Source organism: Streptomyces sp. A5-4 (assembly GCF_051131715.1).
Classification (GTDB): Bacteria; Actinomycetota; Actinomycetes; order Streptomycetales; family Streptomycetaceae; genus Streptomyces.
Window position 1 is genome coordinate 106,867 of sequence record NZ_CP178591.1, and the last position, 16,614, is coordinate 123,480.

Below are 16,614 nucleotides of genomic sequence, written 5' to 3' on the forward strand. Positions count from 1 at the left end.
CCGCTCAGCCGCACGTCAGGCCACTTCGCACCGCCCGCAGCCCCGCACTGCACGGCCACGGTGCCGCGCAGCCACCCCCACCGAACCGGCCGCCGCCCAGCGACCGGGCCGGAAGAGCAGGAGCCAACGATGCCCCTGAACCGAAGGCAACTCATCACCACCGCGGCAGCCACCGCCCTGGCCATGGGCCCGACGAGCCGATGGGCAACCGCCGCGACACCCCACCACAGCCGCGCGCCGGCCGCCCCGGGCGGCCACTACCACCCCAACGCGGCTCCCCTGCACCCCACCGCCTTCCTGAAGCTTCCCCCGGGCGCGGTACGGGCGCGGGGCTGGCTGGCCGGTCAGCTCCGGCTCCAACTGGAGGGGCTGTGCGGCCGCTACGAGGAGTTCTCGCACTTCCTCGACTTCACGGCCACCGGCTGGGTACGCCCCGAGCGCGGCGGCTGGGAGGAGGCGCCGTACTGGCTCCGGGGCTACACCGACCTCGCGATCGTCACCGGTGACACCACCGCACTCGCCGCCACCCGCCGCTGGATGGACGCGATCCTCGCCACCCAGCAGCCCGACGGCTTCTTCGGCCCCAAGGCACTGCGGACCTCCCTCAACGGCGGCCCCGACTTCTGGCCGTTCCTCCCGCTGATCCAGGCCCTGCGCTCCTGGCAGGAGTACAGCGGCGACACCCGCGTCATCCCGTTCCTCAGCAAATTCTTCCGCTATATGAACGCCCAGGGCCGCGGCGCGTTCGACACCAGCTGGATCGCGCTGCGCTGGGGCGACGGCCTGGACAGCATCATGTGGCTCTACAACCGCACCGGCGACGCGTTCCTCCTGGACCTCGTCGACAAGATCCACCGGTACGGGGCCGACTGGGGCGACAACCTCGTCAACCCGCACAACGTGAACATCGCGCAGGGCTTCCGCGAGCCCGCCCAGTTCGCACTGCGCAGCGGCTCGGCCACCGACACCCGCGACACCTACCGCACGTACACCAGAGCCATGGACGCCTACGGCCAGTTCCCCGGCGGCGGATTCGCCGGGGACGAGAACGCCCGGCCCGGGCACGGCGACCCCCGACAGGGCTTCGAGACCTGCGGCATCGTCGAGTTCATGGCGAGCCACCAGCTGCTCACCCGGATCACCGGGGACCCGCTGTGGGCGGACCGCTGCGAGGAGCTGGCCTTCAACTCGCTCCCGGCCTCGCTCGACCCCTCGGGCAAGGCAGTGCACTACATCACCTGCGCCAACAGTGTGGATCTGGACAACCTGCCCAAGCGCGACCGCCAGTTCCAGAACGGCTTCGCCATGCTGGCCTTCCTCCCAGGCGTGGACCAGTACCGCTGCTGCCCGCACAACTACGGCATGGGCTGGCCGTACTTCACCGAAGAACTGTGGCTCGCCACCCCGGACGGCGGTCTCGCGGCGGCGATGTACGCGCCGAGCCAGGTGAGCGCCAAGGTCGCGGACGGCACAGAGGTGACGTTCACCGAGGAGACCGGCTACCCCTTCACCGACACCGTCACGCTCTCCCTCACCTCGCCGAAACCGTTGCGCTTCCCCCTGGTACTGCGTATCCCCGCGTGGTGTGCGAACCCGCAGATCCAGGTCAACGGACAGCAGGTCACCCTGCGCCTGCCGCAGCAGACCGCCGTACGCACCTGGGCGGACAACCACAACTCCGTCAGCGTCGACCACGGCCCGCTCACGTACTCGCTGCGCATCGCGGAGCGCTACGAGCGGATCGGCGGCAGCGACACCTTCCCGGAGTACGCCGTCCACGCCACCAGCCCCTGGAACTACGGCCTCGTCCTCGACAGCGCCCGCCCCACCACCTCCCTGCAGCACCGCTCCACGGGCCGCGCTCCCGGCGACAACCCGTTCACCTTGGAGGGCACCCCCCTGACCATCACCGCCCGCGCCCGGCGCATCCCCGAGTGGACGGTGGACGACGAGCACGTGGTCGCCCCCCTCCAGCCGAGCCCCGCGCGCTCCGACGAGCCGGTCCAGGAGGTCACGCTCGTGCCGATGGGCGCGGCGCGGCTGCGGATCACGTCCTTCCCGACGGCCCGCCCTGACGGCGAACCGTGGCTCGCGGACCGTTGGTACCGGATCGGCAACCGCCACTCCGGCAAGGTGCTGGGCGTCGACGGCATGTCCACCGCCAACAGCGCGCACGTCGTGCAGTTCGGCGACACCGGAACGGCCGACCACCTGTGGCGGCTGGTGGCCAACGGCGACGGCTGGTACCGGATCCGCAACCGGCACTCCGGCAAGGTGCTGGGCGTCGACCTGATGTCCACCGCCAACAGCGCGCACGTCGTGCAGTACGACGACAACGACACCGCCGACCACCTGTGGCGGCTCGTCCCGGACGGGGCCGGCTGGTACCGGATCCGCAACCGGCACGCGGACAAGGTGCTCGGGGTGGACGGAATGTCCACCAACGACAGCGCCCATGTCGTGCAGTACGACGACAACGGAACGGCCGACCACCTGTGGCGGCTCCTCTGAGCGCTCTCCTCTTACCCCTCCCCGCGCCACTCCGGCGCGGGGAGTCCTTCAGCATGACCGCGAAAGGAACTCCTCCATGCGACCAGCACCCGCACCACGCCACCGCACCTGGTGGCGGAGATTAACGGCCACCACCGGCATGCTCGCCCTCGTGGCCACCGCACTCGTGGGCAGCGGCGCCGCTCCGGCCACCGCCGCGCCCGCCGCATGGACGCCGAAGCCGGCGCCCATGACAACGCCGTGGACCAACCAGGTGCCGGTCGACAAGCCGCTGCCCGAGTACCCGCGCCCGCAGCTCACCCGCCCGGACTGGACGAACCTCAACGGCATCTGGGATTTCGCGGTCACCGGCCGTGATGCCGGGCAGCCCACGGCCTTCCCGGAGCAGATCCGCGTCCCGTTCGTCGCCGAGTCCGCACTCTCCGGCATTCAGCGCCGGATCACCGAGAACGACAAGCTCTGGTACAAGCGGACCTTCTCCGTCCCCGCCAACTGGGACAACCGCCGGGTGAAGCTCCACTTCGGCGCGTCCGACTGGCAGACGACGGTATGGGTCAACGGCACCCAGGTCGGGGCCCACAAGGGCGGCTACGACGGGTTCTCGTACGACATCACCCCGCAGCTGGGCGGCGGAACCAACACGGTCGTGGTATCGGTGTACGACCCGAGCCAGACCGGCGGCCAGGCGGTCGGCAAGCAGCGCATCAACGACGTCAAGCCCCACCCGGGCGGCGGGATCTTCTACACCGCGGCCTCCGGCATCTGGCAGACCGTCTGGCTGGAGCCCGTGGCGCCCGCCCACATCACCCGCCTCGACATGACGCCGAACCTGGGCAACAGCACCCTGCGGGTGAAGGTCCAGACGGCGGGCGCGGCAGGCCGCAGCGCCCGGGTCACCGTCTCCAGCGGCGGTACCGTCGTGGGGACGGCGACCGGCCCGGAGGGCGGGGAGATCTCCGTCCCCGTTGCCAACCCGCGGCTGTGGAGCCCCGAGGACCCGTTCCTGTACGACGTACGGGCCGACCTCCTCGACGGCTCGGCCGTCACCGACACCGTGGGCAGCTACACGGGCATGCGGTCCGTGGGGATCGCCAAGGTCGACAACATCCTGCGGCCGGTGCTCAACGGGAAGTTCGTGTTCCAGAGCGGCACTCTGGACCAGGGCTACTGGCCGGACGGCATCTACACCGCGCCGAGCGACGAGGCGCTCAAGTACGACCTTCAGGCGCACAAGGACCTCGGCTTCAACATGGTCCGCAAGCACATCAAGGTGGAGCCCCAGCGATGGTTCTACTGGGCCGACCGGCTGGGCCTGCTGGTGTGGCAGGACATGCCGGCGATGGACACCGGCAAGGTTCCGGACGGTCCCGCCCGCACCCAGTGGGAGACGGAGTACCGGGCCGTCATCGACCAGCACCGCAGCTCCCCGTCGGTGGTCATGTGGGTCAACCAGAATGAGGGGTGGGGACAGTACGACCAGGCCAGGATCGCCAACGAGGTCAAGGCCCAGGACCCCTCACGGCTGGTCAACAACATGAGCGGGGTCAACTGCTGCGGCTCGGTCGACGGGGGCAACGGCGACGTGGTGGACAACCACATCTACGTCGGCCCCGGCAACACCGCCCCGACCGCGACCCGGGCCGCCGTCCTCGGCGAGTTCGGCGGCCTCGGCTACAAGGTGCCGGGCCACGAGTGGTATCCGGGCGGCGGCTTCAGCTACGAGGACCAGCCGAGCATCGCTGCGCTGAACAACCGGTTCACCGGCCTCCTCGACAGCATCCGCGTCGGCCAACTGCCCGCCGGGCTCTCCGCGTCGGTCTACACGGAGATCACCGACGTCGAGAACGAGGCGAACGGGCTCCTCACCTACGACCGCCAGGTGGTCAAGGTGGACACGGCGCGGGTGAAGGCCGCCAACCAGGCCCTGATCAACGCGTCCCGCAACCCCGCTCCCCCGGTGACACTGCCCACCGGGCAGTACAAATCGCTACGGGTCACCACCCCAGGGCATACAACCAAGCACCTGCGCCACATCGACTCCCTGGCCCGCACCGAGGTGGTGAACAGCGGCAGTTCCGCTGTGCTCAAGGCGGACGCGACCTGGAAGGTCGTCACCGGTCTCGCCAACAGCAACTGCTACTCCTTCGAGTCCCGCAACTACCCCGGTGAGTTCCTGCGCCACCAGGACTTCCGGGTACGTCGCGACGCCAACGACAACTCCGCGCTGTTCAAGGCGGATGCCACCTGGTGCGCGATCGCCGGGAACGGCGGAGTGCGGTTCACCAGCGCCAACCTCCCCGGCAGCTATCTGCGACACATCGACTCCGAGGTGTGGCTCGCCACCCCGAGCGGCGGGCGGGCCTTCGACAACCCGGCCCTGTTCGCCGAGGACACCACCTGGGCGGTGGACGCCCCCTGGGCCCCATGATGCGTCGAGGCCGCTGAGGCCGTGACCGGTCGGCCCGGCGACGACGGGACAGTTCTCCCGTACGTCGCCGGGCCGACCTCGTGGGTGCCCGCTACGGCTTCTGACGGCCGTGCAGCGCGCTCACCTCATCGGCGGTCAGAGCCTTGTCGAAGACCCCGACCTGGTCGACGGAGCCGTTCCAGAAGTCGCCCTTCGCACCGGCGTACTGGGCCCGCCCGACAGAGAGCGGACCGGTGCTCACATCGGCCGGTCCGGCCGCGGTGGTGGCCACGGCCTTCCCGTCGACGTACAGCGTGCTCTCGTCGCCCTTCCGGACGCCGACCAGGTGATACCACTTCCCGGTCTCCGGCGTGATCTCCAGGCGGGCGCGCTTGCCGCCCGGGGTGGAGAAGGCGAACGCCCCCTGTCCGTACTGGAGATAGAAGGGGTTCTCGGTGCGCCTGCCGTCCTGGCTGACGACGGTGGCGTAGTTGCCGGGCAGGGTGTCCAGCGAGGCCCAGGCGGAGACGGAGTAGTCCTTGGTGGTGTCCACCACCGGACCGGCACTCTGGGCGTACTGCCCCTCGCCGTTGAACTTCAGCGCCGAGCCCTTCGCGCCCGGCGCCCAGGACGCGCCGCCCTCCAGGGCGAGGTGCGCCTTGTTGGGACCGCTGTCGCGGGCGGTGGCGCCCTGGTTCTCGTCGAGCGACCAAAAACCGCCGCCCTTCAGCTCGTCCCGCGCACCGGCGTTGGCCCCTGCGGCGATCACCTGGCGGTTGATCTCCCGGACCTTCTTCGGGTCGACCTTGATGTCGCGGCGGTCGTACGTCCAGAGCCCGTTCAGCTCGTTCTCCAGGTCGCTGACCTGGGTGTAGACCGAGCCGGACAGCTCAGCGCCGGCGGCAGCGAGATAGTACGTACGGGTGTTGTCGACGTACTTCGCCGTGAGGGCGGCCTTGTCCGCGACCCCACTGTAGATGTTGGCGGGGGCGCCCGGCCACATGTGCCCGGGGGTACGAAGCGTGAAGCCGCCGTGCTCGCCGTCCATCGCGGCGCGGTGGTCCGGGGTCGGCGCGTCGTTGTTCACGTAGTCGTGATGGTCGATGATCTCGCCCTTGCCCGAATCACCCTTGGACGAGCAGCAGTTGACGCCGCTGTGCGCGTTGACCACACGGGACGGGTCCAGCGCCTTGACGTCCTCGGCGATCTTGCCGGTCTCGGTCCGGTCCCACTCGCCCCAGCCCTCGTTGAAGACGATCCAGCCGCCGATCGAGGGGTAGTTGTGGAGCTGCTTCATCATCTCCTTTCCCTGGGAGAGGAAGGCGTCCTTGCCGGTGTCGTTGTCGATGTCGGCGGACACGAAGTCCTGCCACACCAGCAGCCCGAGCCGGTCGGCGTGGTAATACCAGCGCGGCGACTCCACCTTGATGTGCTTGCGGACCGCGTTGTAGCCGAGGTCCTTCTGCGCCTTCAGGTCGAAGGTGAGGGCCGCGTCGCTGGGCTGGGTGTGCAGACCGTCGGGCCAGAAGCCCTGGTCGAGCATGGCGAGTGAGAAGAACGGCTTGCCGTTGAGGACGAGCTTCTGGTAGCCGCCGACCTTGGCGATCTTCAGCTGGCGCATCCCGAAGTAGCTCTCGACGCCGTCCTTGGAGCGGCCGTCGGAGAGTTGGACGTCGAGGTCGTACAGGTAGGGGTCGTCCGGCGACCACAGGTGCGGATTCTTGACCTTCAGGCTCAGGGCGCTGTTGGCCGGTCCGGTGACCGTGCCGACGACCTTGCCCTTGCGGTCCCGGGCGACGGCGGTGATCCGGGCATCGGCGGACGCCTTGGCGGAGTTGACGGTGACGGCGAGGCGGCCCGTTTCGATGTCCGGGGTGGTGGTCAGGGAATCGATGGCGGCGGGCGCCACCGGCTCCATCCACACGGTCTGCCAGATGCCCGAGGACGGGGTGTAGACGATACCGCCGGGGTTGGTGGACTGCTTGCCCTTGGGCTGGTTCGGCCCCGTCTTGTCGGTGACGGCGACGACGATCTCCTGGGGGCCGCTGCCCTTGAGCGCGTCGGTGATGTCGGCGCTGAACCCGGTGTAGCCGCCGGTGTGTGCGGCGACCTTGGTGCCGTTGACCCAGACCGTGGACTGGTAGTCGACGGCGTCGAAGTTGAGCTTCAACCGCTTGTCCGAGGAGCCCTTGCCCTTTGCGCCGTCGTTGCCGCCCTTGCCGACCGACCAGTTCTTCGGCACGGTGATGAGCTTGCGGTAGAACATGTGGTCCTCGTCGCGCTCCAGACCGGAGAGCTGGGACTCGACCGGGAACGGCACGATGATCCGCTCGTCGAGCTTCTTGCCGAAGACCGGCTGCTCGCCCTCGGTGGCTCCGGCGAACTCCCAGGGCCCGTTGAGGTTCTTCCACTGGTCGCGGACCTGCTGCGGCCGGGGGTACTCGGGCAGCGGGTTGTTGACGTCCAGCTTGTCGCCCCACGCGGTGGTGAGCCGGTGCGTGGAGAGGTTCTTGGCTGTGCGGCCGATCGCCGGGACGGTTTCGGTACCCGACTTCAGTCCGCCCTTGCCGTCATAGACGACCTTGACCCGCTGGTCCTTCTGGACCGGAGCGGCGAGATCGATGATCAGCGCGCGCGGGTTGTTCGAGGCCCGGGTCACCGACTTCACCGGCATCGGGGAGGTGTCGACCTCGATCTTGAGGTGGTCCTTCACCGTCCAGTAGTCCGAGACACGGTCCCTGAAGGTGGCCTGGAGGCGCTTGCCGTTGGCAGCGACGCTCAGGGCAACCGGGTAGACCTCGAAGTCGGCGGGCGGGGTGAACGCGGACTCGGGCACGATCTGCTTCTTGACCGAGTCGCTCTGCCAGCGCAGGAACATGCTGGCGCCGCCGACGTCCTGGAACATCTCCAGCTTGAATTCGTGCTTCTCGCCCGCCTTCAGGGCGATCGGCTTGCTGCGCTGCTCCTTGTCCCAGTCCGGTACCCAGTGGTCGATGACAACGATGCCGTCGAGGAAGAGACGGAACCCGTTGTCCCCGATGGCCGAGAAGGTGTAGTCGCCGGTCTCGGGGGCTTCGAGCTGTCCGGTCCAACGAGCCGTCGTGTGCTCGGTCCTGCCGGTTGCGGACTCGAACGTACCGGTCAGGCCGGGGAGGTTGATCTCCGGGTCCAGGGCCGTGGCGCCGAGCTCGGCGAAGTCACGGGCGCCCGGGGCGGACATACGGAAGTACTCCCCCTTCAGCCCGTGGACGTCGGTGACCGGATCGTCGGCGGCGAAGGCTTTCGCGGTGGCTCCGGCCGGCGCGGCGGGTGCGGCGGCCGCCGTCGGGACCACGGCGGCTCCGACCGGTATCAGCAGCGCGGCTGCGCAGGTCAGGGCCCTGAAAAGGGCACGGGGGCGCGAGTTTTGTCGTCTCAAGGCGTCGTCCTCGTCGATGAGCCGGGGGTGCCTCGAAACTGTGAGGCACTGCACATAGTCGAACATTGAGCCACAACATCGAACGCCGCACAACGGTCGTGCACGCAGAATTTTCAACGATAGAAATCTGTGACTCGCAGGGCGCTATCTCCCCCGGCCCGCCCGTCGCCGTCCCCGCCAGGCACACCGGCGGGCTCGCGCGCAGCGGCCTCATGCCACAGCTGGAGAAGATCCAGGCGATTGCCGGCGCGGTCGGACGGCCATGAAGACGGCCCGGTACGCTGCTGGGCGACCGCGCCTACGACCACGCCAAATGCCGCCGACCGGTCTGGGCTCCTGGTGTGAAGCCGCTGATCGCCCGCGCCGCAGCACCGAACCCGGCTCCGGCGCGGGCGCCCAACGCCGATTCATGGAGCGCGCATTCGCCCATCTGCGCTGGTTTCGCCGCCTGCGGATCCGTTGGAAGATCTGCGATGACATCCACCGGGCCTTCCTCACCCTCGCATGCGCACTCGTCTGTTGGCGTCGGATCAAGAACCACCGCTTGTGTTGCGGTAGCGGCTGTTTACAGTCCTTCGGAGAGGCGACCGAGGAACTCCACTTCTTCCACGACGTCCTGCGTCTCCACCTCGCGCTCGCCCAGCCGGGCAAGCCGATCCTGGGTGTCGGCTGCGAGGGGGCATGAAGCGCGGCGTCCGGCTGCGCAGGTGCGCGTCGCCGAGATCGTTCATCCCAGCAGGCTCGCACCCGGCTCCCGCAGTCGTCGCGGAGCGTCGGGCGGCCAATCGCCGGAAGCCTCCGCTGGCAGAAGATTGAATGCCACACCCGACGCCCCTCGGTGGATGAACCACACAAAGGGGGCTCACCGCGTCTCGCCGAACAACGTAGGGAAGATTGAGCGTGTGTCATCGCCGGGCGACAGAGCACCAAGGGCTCATTCCGGCCGCGTCCCGAGCCGCTCGGCCAGGAAGTCGATGATCTCGTCCCGGGCCTGCACGGTGGGGTGACCTTCCTGGTCGACGAGGTGCGCCGTGACGACGCTGTGGGCGCAGCCGACGACGTCACGGAAGAAGGGCGGAGGGGCCGTGTTCGCCGTCTCGGCTTTGAGTACACGGCCGTCGAATGCGTCCCCGAGCAGCGCTCGGTACACCGCGAACCGCTGACCAGTGCACCAACTGTCCTTGTCGAAGCGGTAGGCGAGAACCTTCAATCCGTCTCGCGCTACGCGGTCAGCCACCGCAGCGGCATCTTCGTTGCTCATCTCCAGCCCGGCGGGGTCGTCGAGCGGAAGTGACGGATGGTTGACCACTGGTGCGATGACAGCGGGTTCGAGTGCCATGGTCAAGGCGAAGTTGCCGGTAAAACACAGACCGATGGCGCCGACGCCAGGCCCGCCACGCTCGGCGTGCGCCAGGCGGGCGAGGCCGCGCAGCCAGGCGACGACGGGGCTTGTGCCGCCACCGGCGAACGCCCGGAACTCGGCGCTGACACAAGCGCGTCGAACGACGGTCTCGCGTGCCTCGGCGAGCGGATAGGCGCCGTCGACGCCGAAAAGAGAGGGCAGGTACACGGAGAAACCGGCATCACGCACCCAACGCGCGAACCGTGCGACGTCGGGGCTGATACCCGGCATCTCAGGCATGAGGATGACTGCCGGTCCCGACCCGACGACGTATACGGTCTTGTCGACGCCATCAACGCTAACGGCTCTCCGGGAGAAGTCGTCCAGGGGGTCGCTCTGTCCTCGCATGATTGTCATGCCCGAGATGATGCTGAGCGGCCGACCTTCTGAGAATCGGCGGCATCGCCATGTACCCCGGTAATATCGCCACCCTCCAACGGCGTCGGAGGGATCGCATGAGTCTACTGCGAGTTGGTGTATTGGCCTACCCCGGCTGCTTCGCATCGGAGGTATTCGGAGTCCCCGACCTCCTGACGATGGCCACGCACGTCGCCGCGGCGCACGGGTCGGACCAGCCGGGCTACGAGACGTCGGTCATCTCGCCCCGTCGGCGGGTGATCGCGTCCGGCGGCTCGGCCCTCGACGTCTCGGCACTTCGCCCCGTGGACGTCCTGATCGTGCCGGGTTTCGAGCTTTCGCCCACGCTCGATCTCGACGCGACTCTCACCAATCTGGGACCGGAAGTGGCCTCGATTCGCTCGCAAGCGGCCTCGGGGGCCGCTGTCGTATCGATCTGCGTGGGCGCCTTCCTTGTCGCTGAAGCCGGGCTGCTCGGCGGGCGTGAGGCAACCACGTCCTGGTTGTTCGCGGATCGGTTCGCCCGCAGGTACACCGATGTTCGCCTCCGCCCGGAGAGCTTGGTGGTGACCGACCGCGGGGTGACGACCACAGCGGCCTTCAGTGCCATGTACGACTTCGCGCTGCAGTTCATCCGTGAGCACGACGGCCCCCGCGTAGCCCGTAGCACCGCGCGTATCGCGCTTGTCGACGATGCGCGTTCCACTCAGGCTCCCTACGTCGACTCGGGTCTCATACCCACTCTGGGCAGGGAGTTCTCGCTCAGGGTCAAGCGGTGGCTCGATCAGAACCTCGATGCTCGCTATGACCTGTCCACCCTCGCCCAGGAGTTCCACGTCAGCACGAGAACCATGCTCCGTCGCTTCGGCGGCGAAGCCGGCGAGACCCCGCTTGCGTACCTGCAGAGGGCCCGGGTGCGCAGGGCCAGACACCTGCTGGAGTCGACCGACAGGACGATTGCCGGCATCGCCGCCGACGTCGGGTACCGCGACCCTGGAACGTTCAGCGGCATCTTCGCCAGACACACGGGCCGGCGGCCGAGCGAGTACCGTGCGATGTTCCAGCGTCGCTGCGATCACCATGGATCCACCCGACGAACGGAGACATGAAACCCGGCCCCGAGCGCCGGTGACGCCCCCCATCGGCGCTGGCACGCGTACCCGGGCTCACGTCGTCATGGGCATGAACTCGGGCAGAGTGAGGGCCGAATGGGCCGGTCGTCCCTCCGCGGGAGGCATGGCGCTGAGGTTGCGCAGCATGTCGTTGCGCTGCTCCAGGGCCCGAGCGGTAGTCGGGAAAAGCGTGGCATCGCCCTCGCCGACCTGATCCTGGTTTACGGTCACAAATTCTCGGGTGTTGTGTTCGTAGGCGGCGAAGCCCGCAGGGTGGTCCCGGTCGTCCAGGGAACCGGCGAGCATGTACGCGCCGACGAGCGCGAGGCTGGAGCCTTGTCCGGTAAGGAACGAGGGTGCGTACGCGGCGTCGCCCACCAGCGCGACCCGGCCGCTGGACCAGCGGGGCATACGGATCTGGCTGACCGCATCGAAGAACAGGTCATCCGCGTCGTGCATGGCGGCAAGCATGCCCGGGACCTCCCATCCCGCGTCGGCGAAGACCGAGGCCGCCAGGCCCCGTTGGGCTTCCGGGTTCCGCAACGCCCTGAACGGCGCCCTCGGGTGGGCGAAGTTCAGCAAGGCGTGCTCGCCGTCGTCGCTGTCCCCCACGGCGTAGAGCGCCGCGGCCCTGCCCGGGGTGTTCCACATCATGAGCTCGTCGGAGAGCCCGAAGGTGTTGCGCATGGTGAACCCAAAGCAGTAGCCGAGGTATCGGTGGAACTGCTCTTCGGGGCCGAACAGGAACTCGCGGGTACGTGAGTGCAGACCGTCCGCACCGACCACCATGTCGAACGTACGCCTGCTGCCGCCGCGGAAGGTGACATCGACGCCGTGGCCGGACTGGTCGAGGATGTCGATGGAGTCGTTGAACAGGAACTCCACGTCGTCACGGACCGCCGTGTAAAACGCACCGGTCAGGTCCCCGCGCCGCACCTCCAGGTCCTGGCCCGCGACACCGCCGGTGACGGTGCGCGGGTCGACCGACGCCACCTCGCTGCCGTCCCCGTTGAGGAAGGTCAGTCGGCGCAGGTCGATGTGCGCGTCCCGCAGTTCCGGCAGGATTCCCATCCTCCGGACGACCTCAAGTGCGGTGCCGCTTATGTCGATGGGGTAACCACCGTCACGAATCGCGGCCGCCTTCTCGACCACCGTGACCGCGAATCCGTGGCGGTGCAGCCGGAATGCGAGTGCGGGCCCCGCGATGGCGGCCCCGGATATCAGGACCGTGCGCCTCGGCGTGGTACGGGTATCGCTCAACGGATCTGTGCGGGTCATTCCTTGGCTCCTTTACTCATGGTGCCGGCGACAAGCAGAGACAGTGCCGTGACGGCGCCGGCTATGACGAAGCCGGTGACGAAGGCCGATTCGGCCGGGATATCCGACCCGGCAGGGGTCCCGGCGGTGAGGATCGCGCCACTGACCTGCCCACCCACGGCGAAGCCGATCACGCGCGTCACCAGGACCAAACTGGTCGCGATGCCGGTGTCACCTTGATCGACGGATGTGGCGGTGCTGGTCACCAACGCCGTGACGCACAGGCCGTTGGCGAGCGCGATCATCATCTTGCCGATGACGAGATGCCAGGTCTCGGAGTGCGTGGCTGCCAGGGCGACAAGGGCAGCGGCCATGATGACGATCCCGGCGGTGACCACGGCACGCGAGCCGAAACGCCGCGCCCCGATCCCGCCGATCGGCCCGGCCAGTGACGCGGCCACGGCGCCGGGCAGCAGGAAGAAGCCGATCTCGGTGGCGCTGGCGCCGAAACCGTGCTCATCGGCGGGCACCGCCAACAGCTGCGGGACGAGGTAGACCGCCACCGAGGCACCGACGCAGATCACGAACGTCAGCACGCACGACTTCCACATTGCCGGCCGTGCCAGCATGCGCAGATCGACCATCGGAGAAGCCGCGCGACGCTCAACGGCTGTCCATCCGGTCACGAAGGCGGCCACAGCCACGAGGAGGGCGCCGAGCACGAGGGGCTGCGAGGCGATGTCGGGCGCCAGCGCGAGCACGAGCACGAGCGTGACCAGCGTCCCGCTCAGGAGGACCAGGCCGGGCCAGTCGATGCCGGCGTTGTCCGACCTGCCCGGCGGATCATGCGGCATCAGCCGGTTCACCAGCATGGTGGCGCCGATGACCGCGATCGTCGGCAGCGCGAACATCCAGTGTCGGGACAGCCCTTCGGCCACGGGGCCGGCCGACAGCGTTCCCGCCATCCCACCCCCCACGAACAGGCCGATGACGACCCCGATGGCCACCTTCGAATGTCCCGCAGGAGGTGCCGAAGGGTGGCCGGGTGCACGCGGCCGAGGTGCGCCGCGCTCAGCGGGAGGATCTGGGCAGGACGAGCCCGGTGAGTACCCGACGCATCGTCTGCTCGAACAGCGCCTGCGAGTCCTCCGCCGGGTCCGAACCGGCACGATCCGCGAGGGCGGCTGCTATATGCGGGTGGTCTCCTTGGGAGGCCGTCTTGCCCAGATATGCGACCTGTGCCGCTTGGCGGTCGCTGTTCGCGCGGCTGCCCCGGAGTTCCACTCGGGCGAACTGTGCGATCAGGGCGCTCATCAGGGCGACGATTTCCATCCTGGTCCCGCCCAGCAGCCGGGTTGGTGCCATCGCCCGCAACGCGTATTCCAGGTAGTCCAGACTTCGCGGGCCCAACCGGAGAGGTTCCGGCGGGATTTCGGCCAGCCAGGGGTGCAGCAGATGGACGGCCTTGGTTCGGACTGCCAAGGCGAGCAGATCCTCAACGGGGGCGCTGAGCGGGACGTCGAGGTCCACCTCTCCCGTCACCGCGTCCGCCATCAGGTCGAGCAGGTCCTCACGGCCGGAGATGTAGCGGTAGAGAGACGACTGTCCGGCGCCCAATTCCTTGGCGACCTGACGCATGGATACCGCGGGCAGGCCGCTTCGGTCCGCCAGGCCGACAGCGACAGCGGTGAGCTGTGCGCGGCTGTGCACCGCCGCGGGGCCGCGGGCACCACGTTCCGGCCGTTCCCATACGTTCACGGGTTCCTGGGCCACTCGTTCCCCTGCCTTCCCAAGTTCACAGCGCATCCCATATTCTAAAACTGCGAACGCTGATCCCAGTAACGGAAGGTTCTCATGTCCTCGTCATCGGCACACCCGTGGAGCCCGACCCGCTGGGCCGAGAACGGCTCGGTGCGGTTGGCATTCGACCAGCTGGCCGAAGGGGCCGACGGTGAACCGCTCCTGCTGGTCACCGGGCTGGGCGCCAACCGGCACTGGGTCCCGGACGGACTGTGCCGGATGCTGGCCGCGCAGGGCTTCGCGGTGGTCCGGTACGACCAGCGCGACGGCGGGGAATCGACCCACTTTCCGCCCACCACCAATCGCAACCCCATCTCCGCACTGTTCACCAAGCGCGGAGCGGCTTACACGGCCGAGGACATGGCGGACGACGCCGTTGCAGTAATGCGCGCACTGGGGTGGCGGTCGGCGCACCTGTGGGGTGTCTCCCTCGGCGGAGCAGTCGCCCAGCGCGTCGCGCTGAGACACCCGGGGCGCGTTCGTACGCTCACGACCATGGCCTCGGTTCCCGGAGACATCGCGGGCCTGCGGACCATGCGGAACATACGGATGGGGACCCTGGCGAAGTTCGCCCGGCTGAAATTCCCCGACACCCCCGAGGGCGCCGTAGCGGCCGGCGTCGCCGTCTCCGCGCTCCTCGCCTCGTCCAACCGCCCCTTCGACGAAAGAGCCGCCCGGGCATCCGCCGCGAACAACATCGACAGTGGCATCCACGACCCACAGGCACAGAGCCGCCAGATCAGCGCCCAATGGCACGGCCCGCCGATCAGCGCCATCACGCAGCCCACGCTCGTCCTCCACGGAGAGGATGACCCCCTCATCAAACCCAGCGCGGCAAAGGCGATCGCATCCCGGATCCGCGACTCCCGCATGGTTCTTCTGCCTCGAGTCGGCCATGAACTTCCCGAGTGCGCCTGGGGCATCATCACCACCGAACTCGGGAAACTGGCCGCCGTCTCTCACCACCGGCCCCAACCGCCCGCCAACTGAAGCACCCAGAGGGCGACTGGCGCATGAAGGACTTCGCAGGACATTCCCGTCAGTGACTTCGACCCAGCACTCGGCGAGGGCGTGGTGGATCTGGCTAGTGGCGTCGCCGGGCGAGGCGAGCTGCTGCAGAGTGAGGTGGCCGGTGGTCATCCCGACATCCTGGCAGCCACCTCTGACACTCCGGTGCGTGCCCAGGGTCGGCCGCCACCCGGTGTCTGCCTGCTGCATGAGAATCCGACTCTGAACCTTGCCGGGCACCGGCGGCACGAGACGTCTCACTCGAAATGGGGCCGTGCTATTGCCGCATCGTCAGCCCGCCTGCGACATGAGCGCCAGATCCCCCTCGGGAAGCCAGCTCCCGGCGGGCACCTCCAGCCCTCGTTCCGCCGCCGTTACCCCCGCCGCGACCTGCCGGAGCGCGTCCACCCCCGGGTGCCTCAGTCCCTTGCGCCATACCAGCGACACCGGCGACAGAGGCACGGGAGCGATCAGCGGCCGTACGACCATGCCCGGCACCTCGATGAACTCCGTGCTCGCCAACACCGACCAGCCCTGCTTCCGCACCACTCGTACGAACTCCTCTTCACCCACGATCTCCGGGAAGGGCGCCACCAGTTCGATTCCCCGCCCCGCGAACAGCCGCGCCGCGAGGTCGGTCCACTCCGCCGTGGCCGGGTTGCCCGCAGCCGCGTAAAGCCGCTCCCCGGCCAGCGCCGCCACCGGGACCTCAGCGAGCGAAGCCAGGCGATGGTCGTCGCGCAGCAGGACAGCCAGCCGCTCGAAGCAGACCGGCTGATGTGCCAGCCCCGCTCGTACCGCCGGATCGAGCCCCGCCACCCGACCGAAGGACACATCGAGCCGCCCCGCCAGGATCTCCGCCGCCGCCCCTGTGAGCCCACTCAGATAACGCGCCACGTATTCCACCCCCGGCGTCTCCCTACGGGCCAGTCCGAGCAGCCGGTGGCCCGTCCCGATCGGGGCGCTGACGTCGACCAGCAGCGGGCGCGTCTGGACCGCCCAGGCGGCGCCGAGATCGTTGTGGGCGGCGATGACCCGGCGGGCGTGCGGCAGCAGCCGTTCGCCGTCGGACGTGAGCGAGACCTGCCGGGTGGTCCGTACGAACAGCTCCGCTCCGAGCTCGCGCTCCAGCCGCCGGATGTCGCGGCTGAGTGCCTGCTGGGCGAGGAAAAGCCGGGCGGCAGCGCGAGTGAAGTGCAGTTCCTCGGCGACGGTTACGAATGCGCGCAACAGACGAGGATCCGTATCGGATGAGGTCACAGCTCGAACTTACAACGTATGTGCGTGAATAAGGGCGAAGTAGGTGTTGGACTGACCCGGCCCGGCGCCGCGAGGGTTGCCC

General features: G+C 68.6%; 11 protein-coding genes and 1 pseudogene. 6 read left to right on the top strand and 6 right to left on the bottom strand.

Annotated features, from left to right (window positions below):
• The first annotated feature begins 129 nt into the window (after positions 1-129).
• Both ACLLJJ_RS00520 and ACLLJJ_RS00525 read left to right on the top strand, forming a co-directional pair.
• On the top strand, positions 130-2,511 hold the full coding sequence (locus tag ACLLJJ_RS00520; RefSeq protein WP_434587246.1) for an RICIN domain-containing protein: 2,382 nt from the start codon (positions 130-132) through the stop codon (positions 2,509-2,511).
• 76 nt (positions 2,512-2,587) lie between these two features.
• Complete coding sequence (locus ACLLJJ_RS00525; RefSeq protein ID WP_434587248.1) at positions 2,588-4,939, top strand: AbfB domain-containing protein; 2,352 nt, start codon at positions 2,588-2,590, stop codon at positions 4,937-4,939.
• A 91-nt stretch (positions 4,940-5,030) separates the two neighbouring features.
• Here ACLLJJ_RS00525 and ACLLJJ_RS00530 read toward each other — a convergent pair whose 3' ends face one another.
• Positions 5,031-8,402 (bottom strand): LamG-like jellyroll fold domain-containing protein, encoded by a 3,372-nt coding sequence (locus tag ACLLJJ_RS00530; RefSeq protein ID WP_434587250.1) that lies wholly within the window; start codon positions 8,400-8,402, stop codon positions 5,031-5,033.
• Between ACLLJJ_RS00530 and ACLLJJ_RS00535 the strand changes: the two genes are divergently transcribed.
• Positions 8,402-8,602, top strand: a complete 201-nt coding sequence (locus ACLLJJ_RS00535) for a hypothetical protein (protein WP_434587252.1) — start codon at positions 8,402-8,404, stop codon at positions 8,600-8,602. The genes ACLLJJ_RS00530 and ACLLJJ_RS00535 overlap by 1 nt on opposite strands.
• Before the next feature lie 143 nt (positions 8,603-8,745).
• The gene (locus ACLLJJ_RS00540; RefSeq protein ID WP_434587254.1) at positions 8,746-9,021 is read left to right on the top strand and encodes a hypothetical protein; all 276 of its coding nucleotides are present in this window, start codon (positions 8,746-8,748) and stop codon (positions 9,019-9,021) included.
• A gap of 249 nt (positions 9,022-9,270) precedes the next feature.
• On the opposite strand, the gene ACLLJJ_RS00545 is transcribed toward ACLLJJ_RS00540, so the two are convergent.
• Complete coding sequence (locus tag ACLLJJ_RS00545) at positions 9,271-10,095, bottom strand: dienelactone hydrolase family protein (protein ID WP_434587256.1); 825 nt, start codon at positions 10,093-10,095, stop codon at positions 9,271-9,273.
• A 305-nt stretch (positions 10,096-10,400) separates the two neighbouring features.
• On the opposite strand from ACLLJJ_RS00545, the gene ACLLJJ_RS00550 reads away from it, so the two are divergent.
• The gene (locus ACLLJJ_RS00550; RefSeq protein ID WP_434587258.1) at positions 10,401-11,204 is read left to right on the top strand and encodes a GlxA family transcriptional regulator; all 804 of its coding nucleotides are present in this window, start codon (positions 10,401-10,403) and stop codon (positions 11,202-11,204) included.
• A gap of 57 nt (positions 11,205-11,261) precedes the next feature.
• On the opposite strand, the gene ACLLJJ_RS00555 is transcribed toward ACLLJJ_RS00550, so the two are convergent.
• The 3 genes and pseudogenes from ACLLJJ_RS00555 to ACLLJJ_RS00565 form a co-directional block, all read right to left on the bottom strand.
• Entirely contained in the window at positions 11,262-12,485 is a 1,224-nt protein-coding gene (locus tag ACLLJJ_RS00555) for an FAD-dependent monooxygenase (protein ID WP_434587260.1), read from the bottom strand.
• Positions 12,482-13,489: pseudogene (locus tag ACLLJJ_RS00560) on the bottom strand (MFS transporter); the annotation flags it as partial. The pseudogene ACLLJJ_RS00560 and the gene ACLLJJ_RS00555, both read right to left, overlap by 4 nt.
• A gap of 46 nt (positions 13,490-13,535) precedes the next feature.
• A complete protein-coding gene (locus tag ACLLJJ_RS00565; RefSeq protein WP_434587262.1) occupies positions 13,536-14,270 on the bottom strand; it encodes a TetR/AcrR family transcriptional regulator in 735 nt (244 codons plus the stop codon).
• Positions 14,271-14,318: 48 nt separating this feature from the next.
• Here ACLLJJ_RS00565 and ACLLJJ_RS00570 point away from each other — a divergent pair, with 48 nt between their 5' ends.
• Positions 14,319-15,254, top strand: coding sequence for an alpha/beta fold hydrolase (locus ACLLJJ_RS00570; protein ID WP_434587264.1), 936 nt, complete (start codon positions 14,319-14,321; stop codon positions 15,252-15,254).
• A 309-nt stretch (positions 15,255-15,563) separates the two neighbouring features.
• Here the strand turns inward: ACLLJJ_RS00570 and ACLLJJ_RS00575 are convergent, their stop codons facing one another.
• Positions 15,564-16,502, bottom strand: coding sequence for a LysR family transcriptional regulator (locus ACLLJJ_RS00575; RefSeq protein ID WP_434587265.1), 939 nt, complete (start codon positions 16,500-16,502; stop codon positions 15,564-15,566).
• Positions 16,503-16,614 lie beyond the last annotated feature (112 nt).

Bases quoted from the DNA above. Each gene is read 5' to 3' on its own strand.
- ACLLJJ_RS00530 (WP_434587250.1), bottom strand. From the start codon at position 8,402: ATGTTCGACTATGTGCAGTGCCTCACAGTTTCGAGGCACCCCCGGCTC.
- ACLLJJ_RS00525 (WP_434587248.1), top strand. From the start codon at position 2,588: ATGCGACCAGCACCCGCACCACGCCACCGCACCTGGTGGCGGAGATTA.
- ACLLJJ_RS00570 (WP_434587264.1), top strand. From the start codon at position 14,319: ATGTCCTCGTCATCGGCACACCCGTGGAGCCCGACCCGCTGGGCCGAG.
- ACLLJJ_RS00545 (WP_434587256.1), bottom strand. From the start codon at position 10,095: ATGACAATCATGCGAGGACAGAGCGACCCCCTGGACGACTTCTCCCGG.
- ACLLJJ_RS00520 (WP_434587246.1), top strand. From the start codon at position 130: ATGCCCCTGAACCGAAGGCAACTCATCACCACCGCGGCAGCCACCGCC.
- ACLLJJ_RS00565 (WP_434587262.1), bottom strand. From the start codon at position 14,270: ATGCGCTGTGAACTTGGGAAGGCAGGGGAACGAGTGGCCCAGGAACCC.
- ACLLJJ_RS00540 (WP_434587254.1), top strand. From the start codon at position 8,746: ATGGAGCGCGCATTCGCCCATCTGCGCTGGTTTCGCCGCCTGCGGATC.
- ACLLJJ_RS00555 (WP_434587260.1), bottom strand. From the start codon at position 12,485: ATGACCCGCACAGATCCGTTGAGCGATACCCGTACCACGCCGAGGCGC.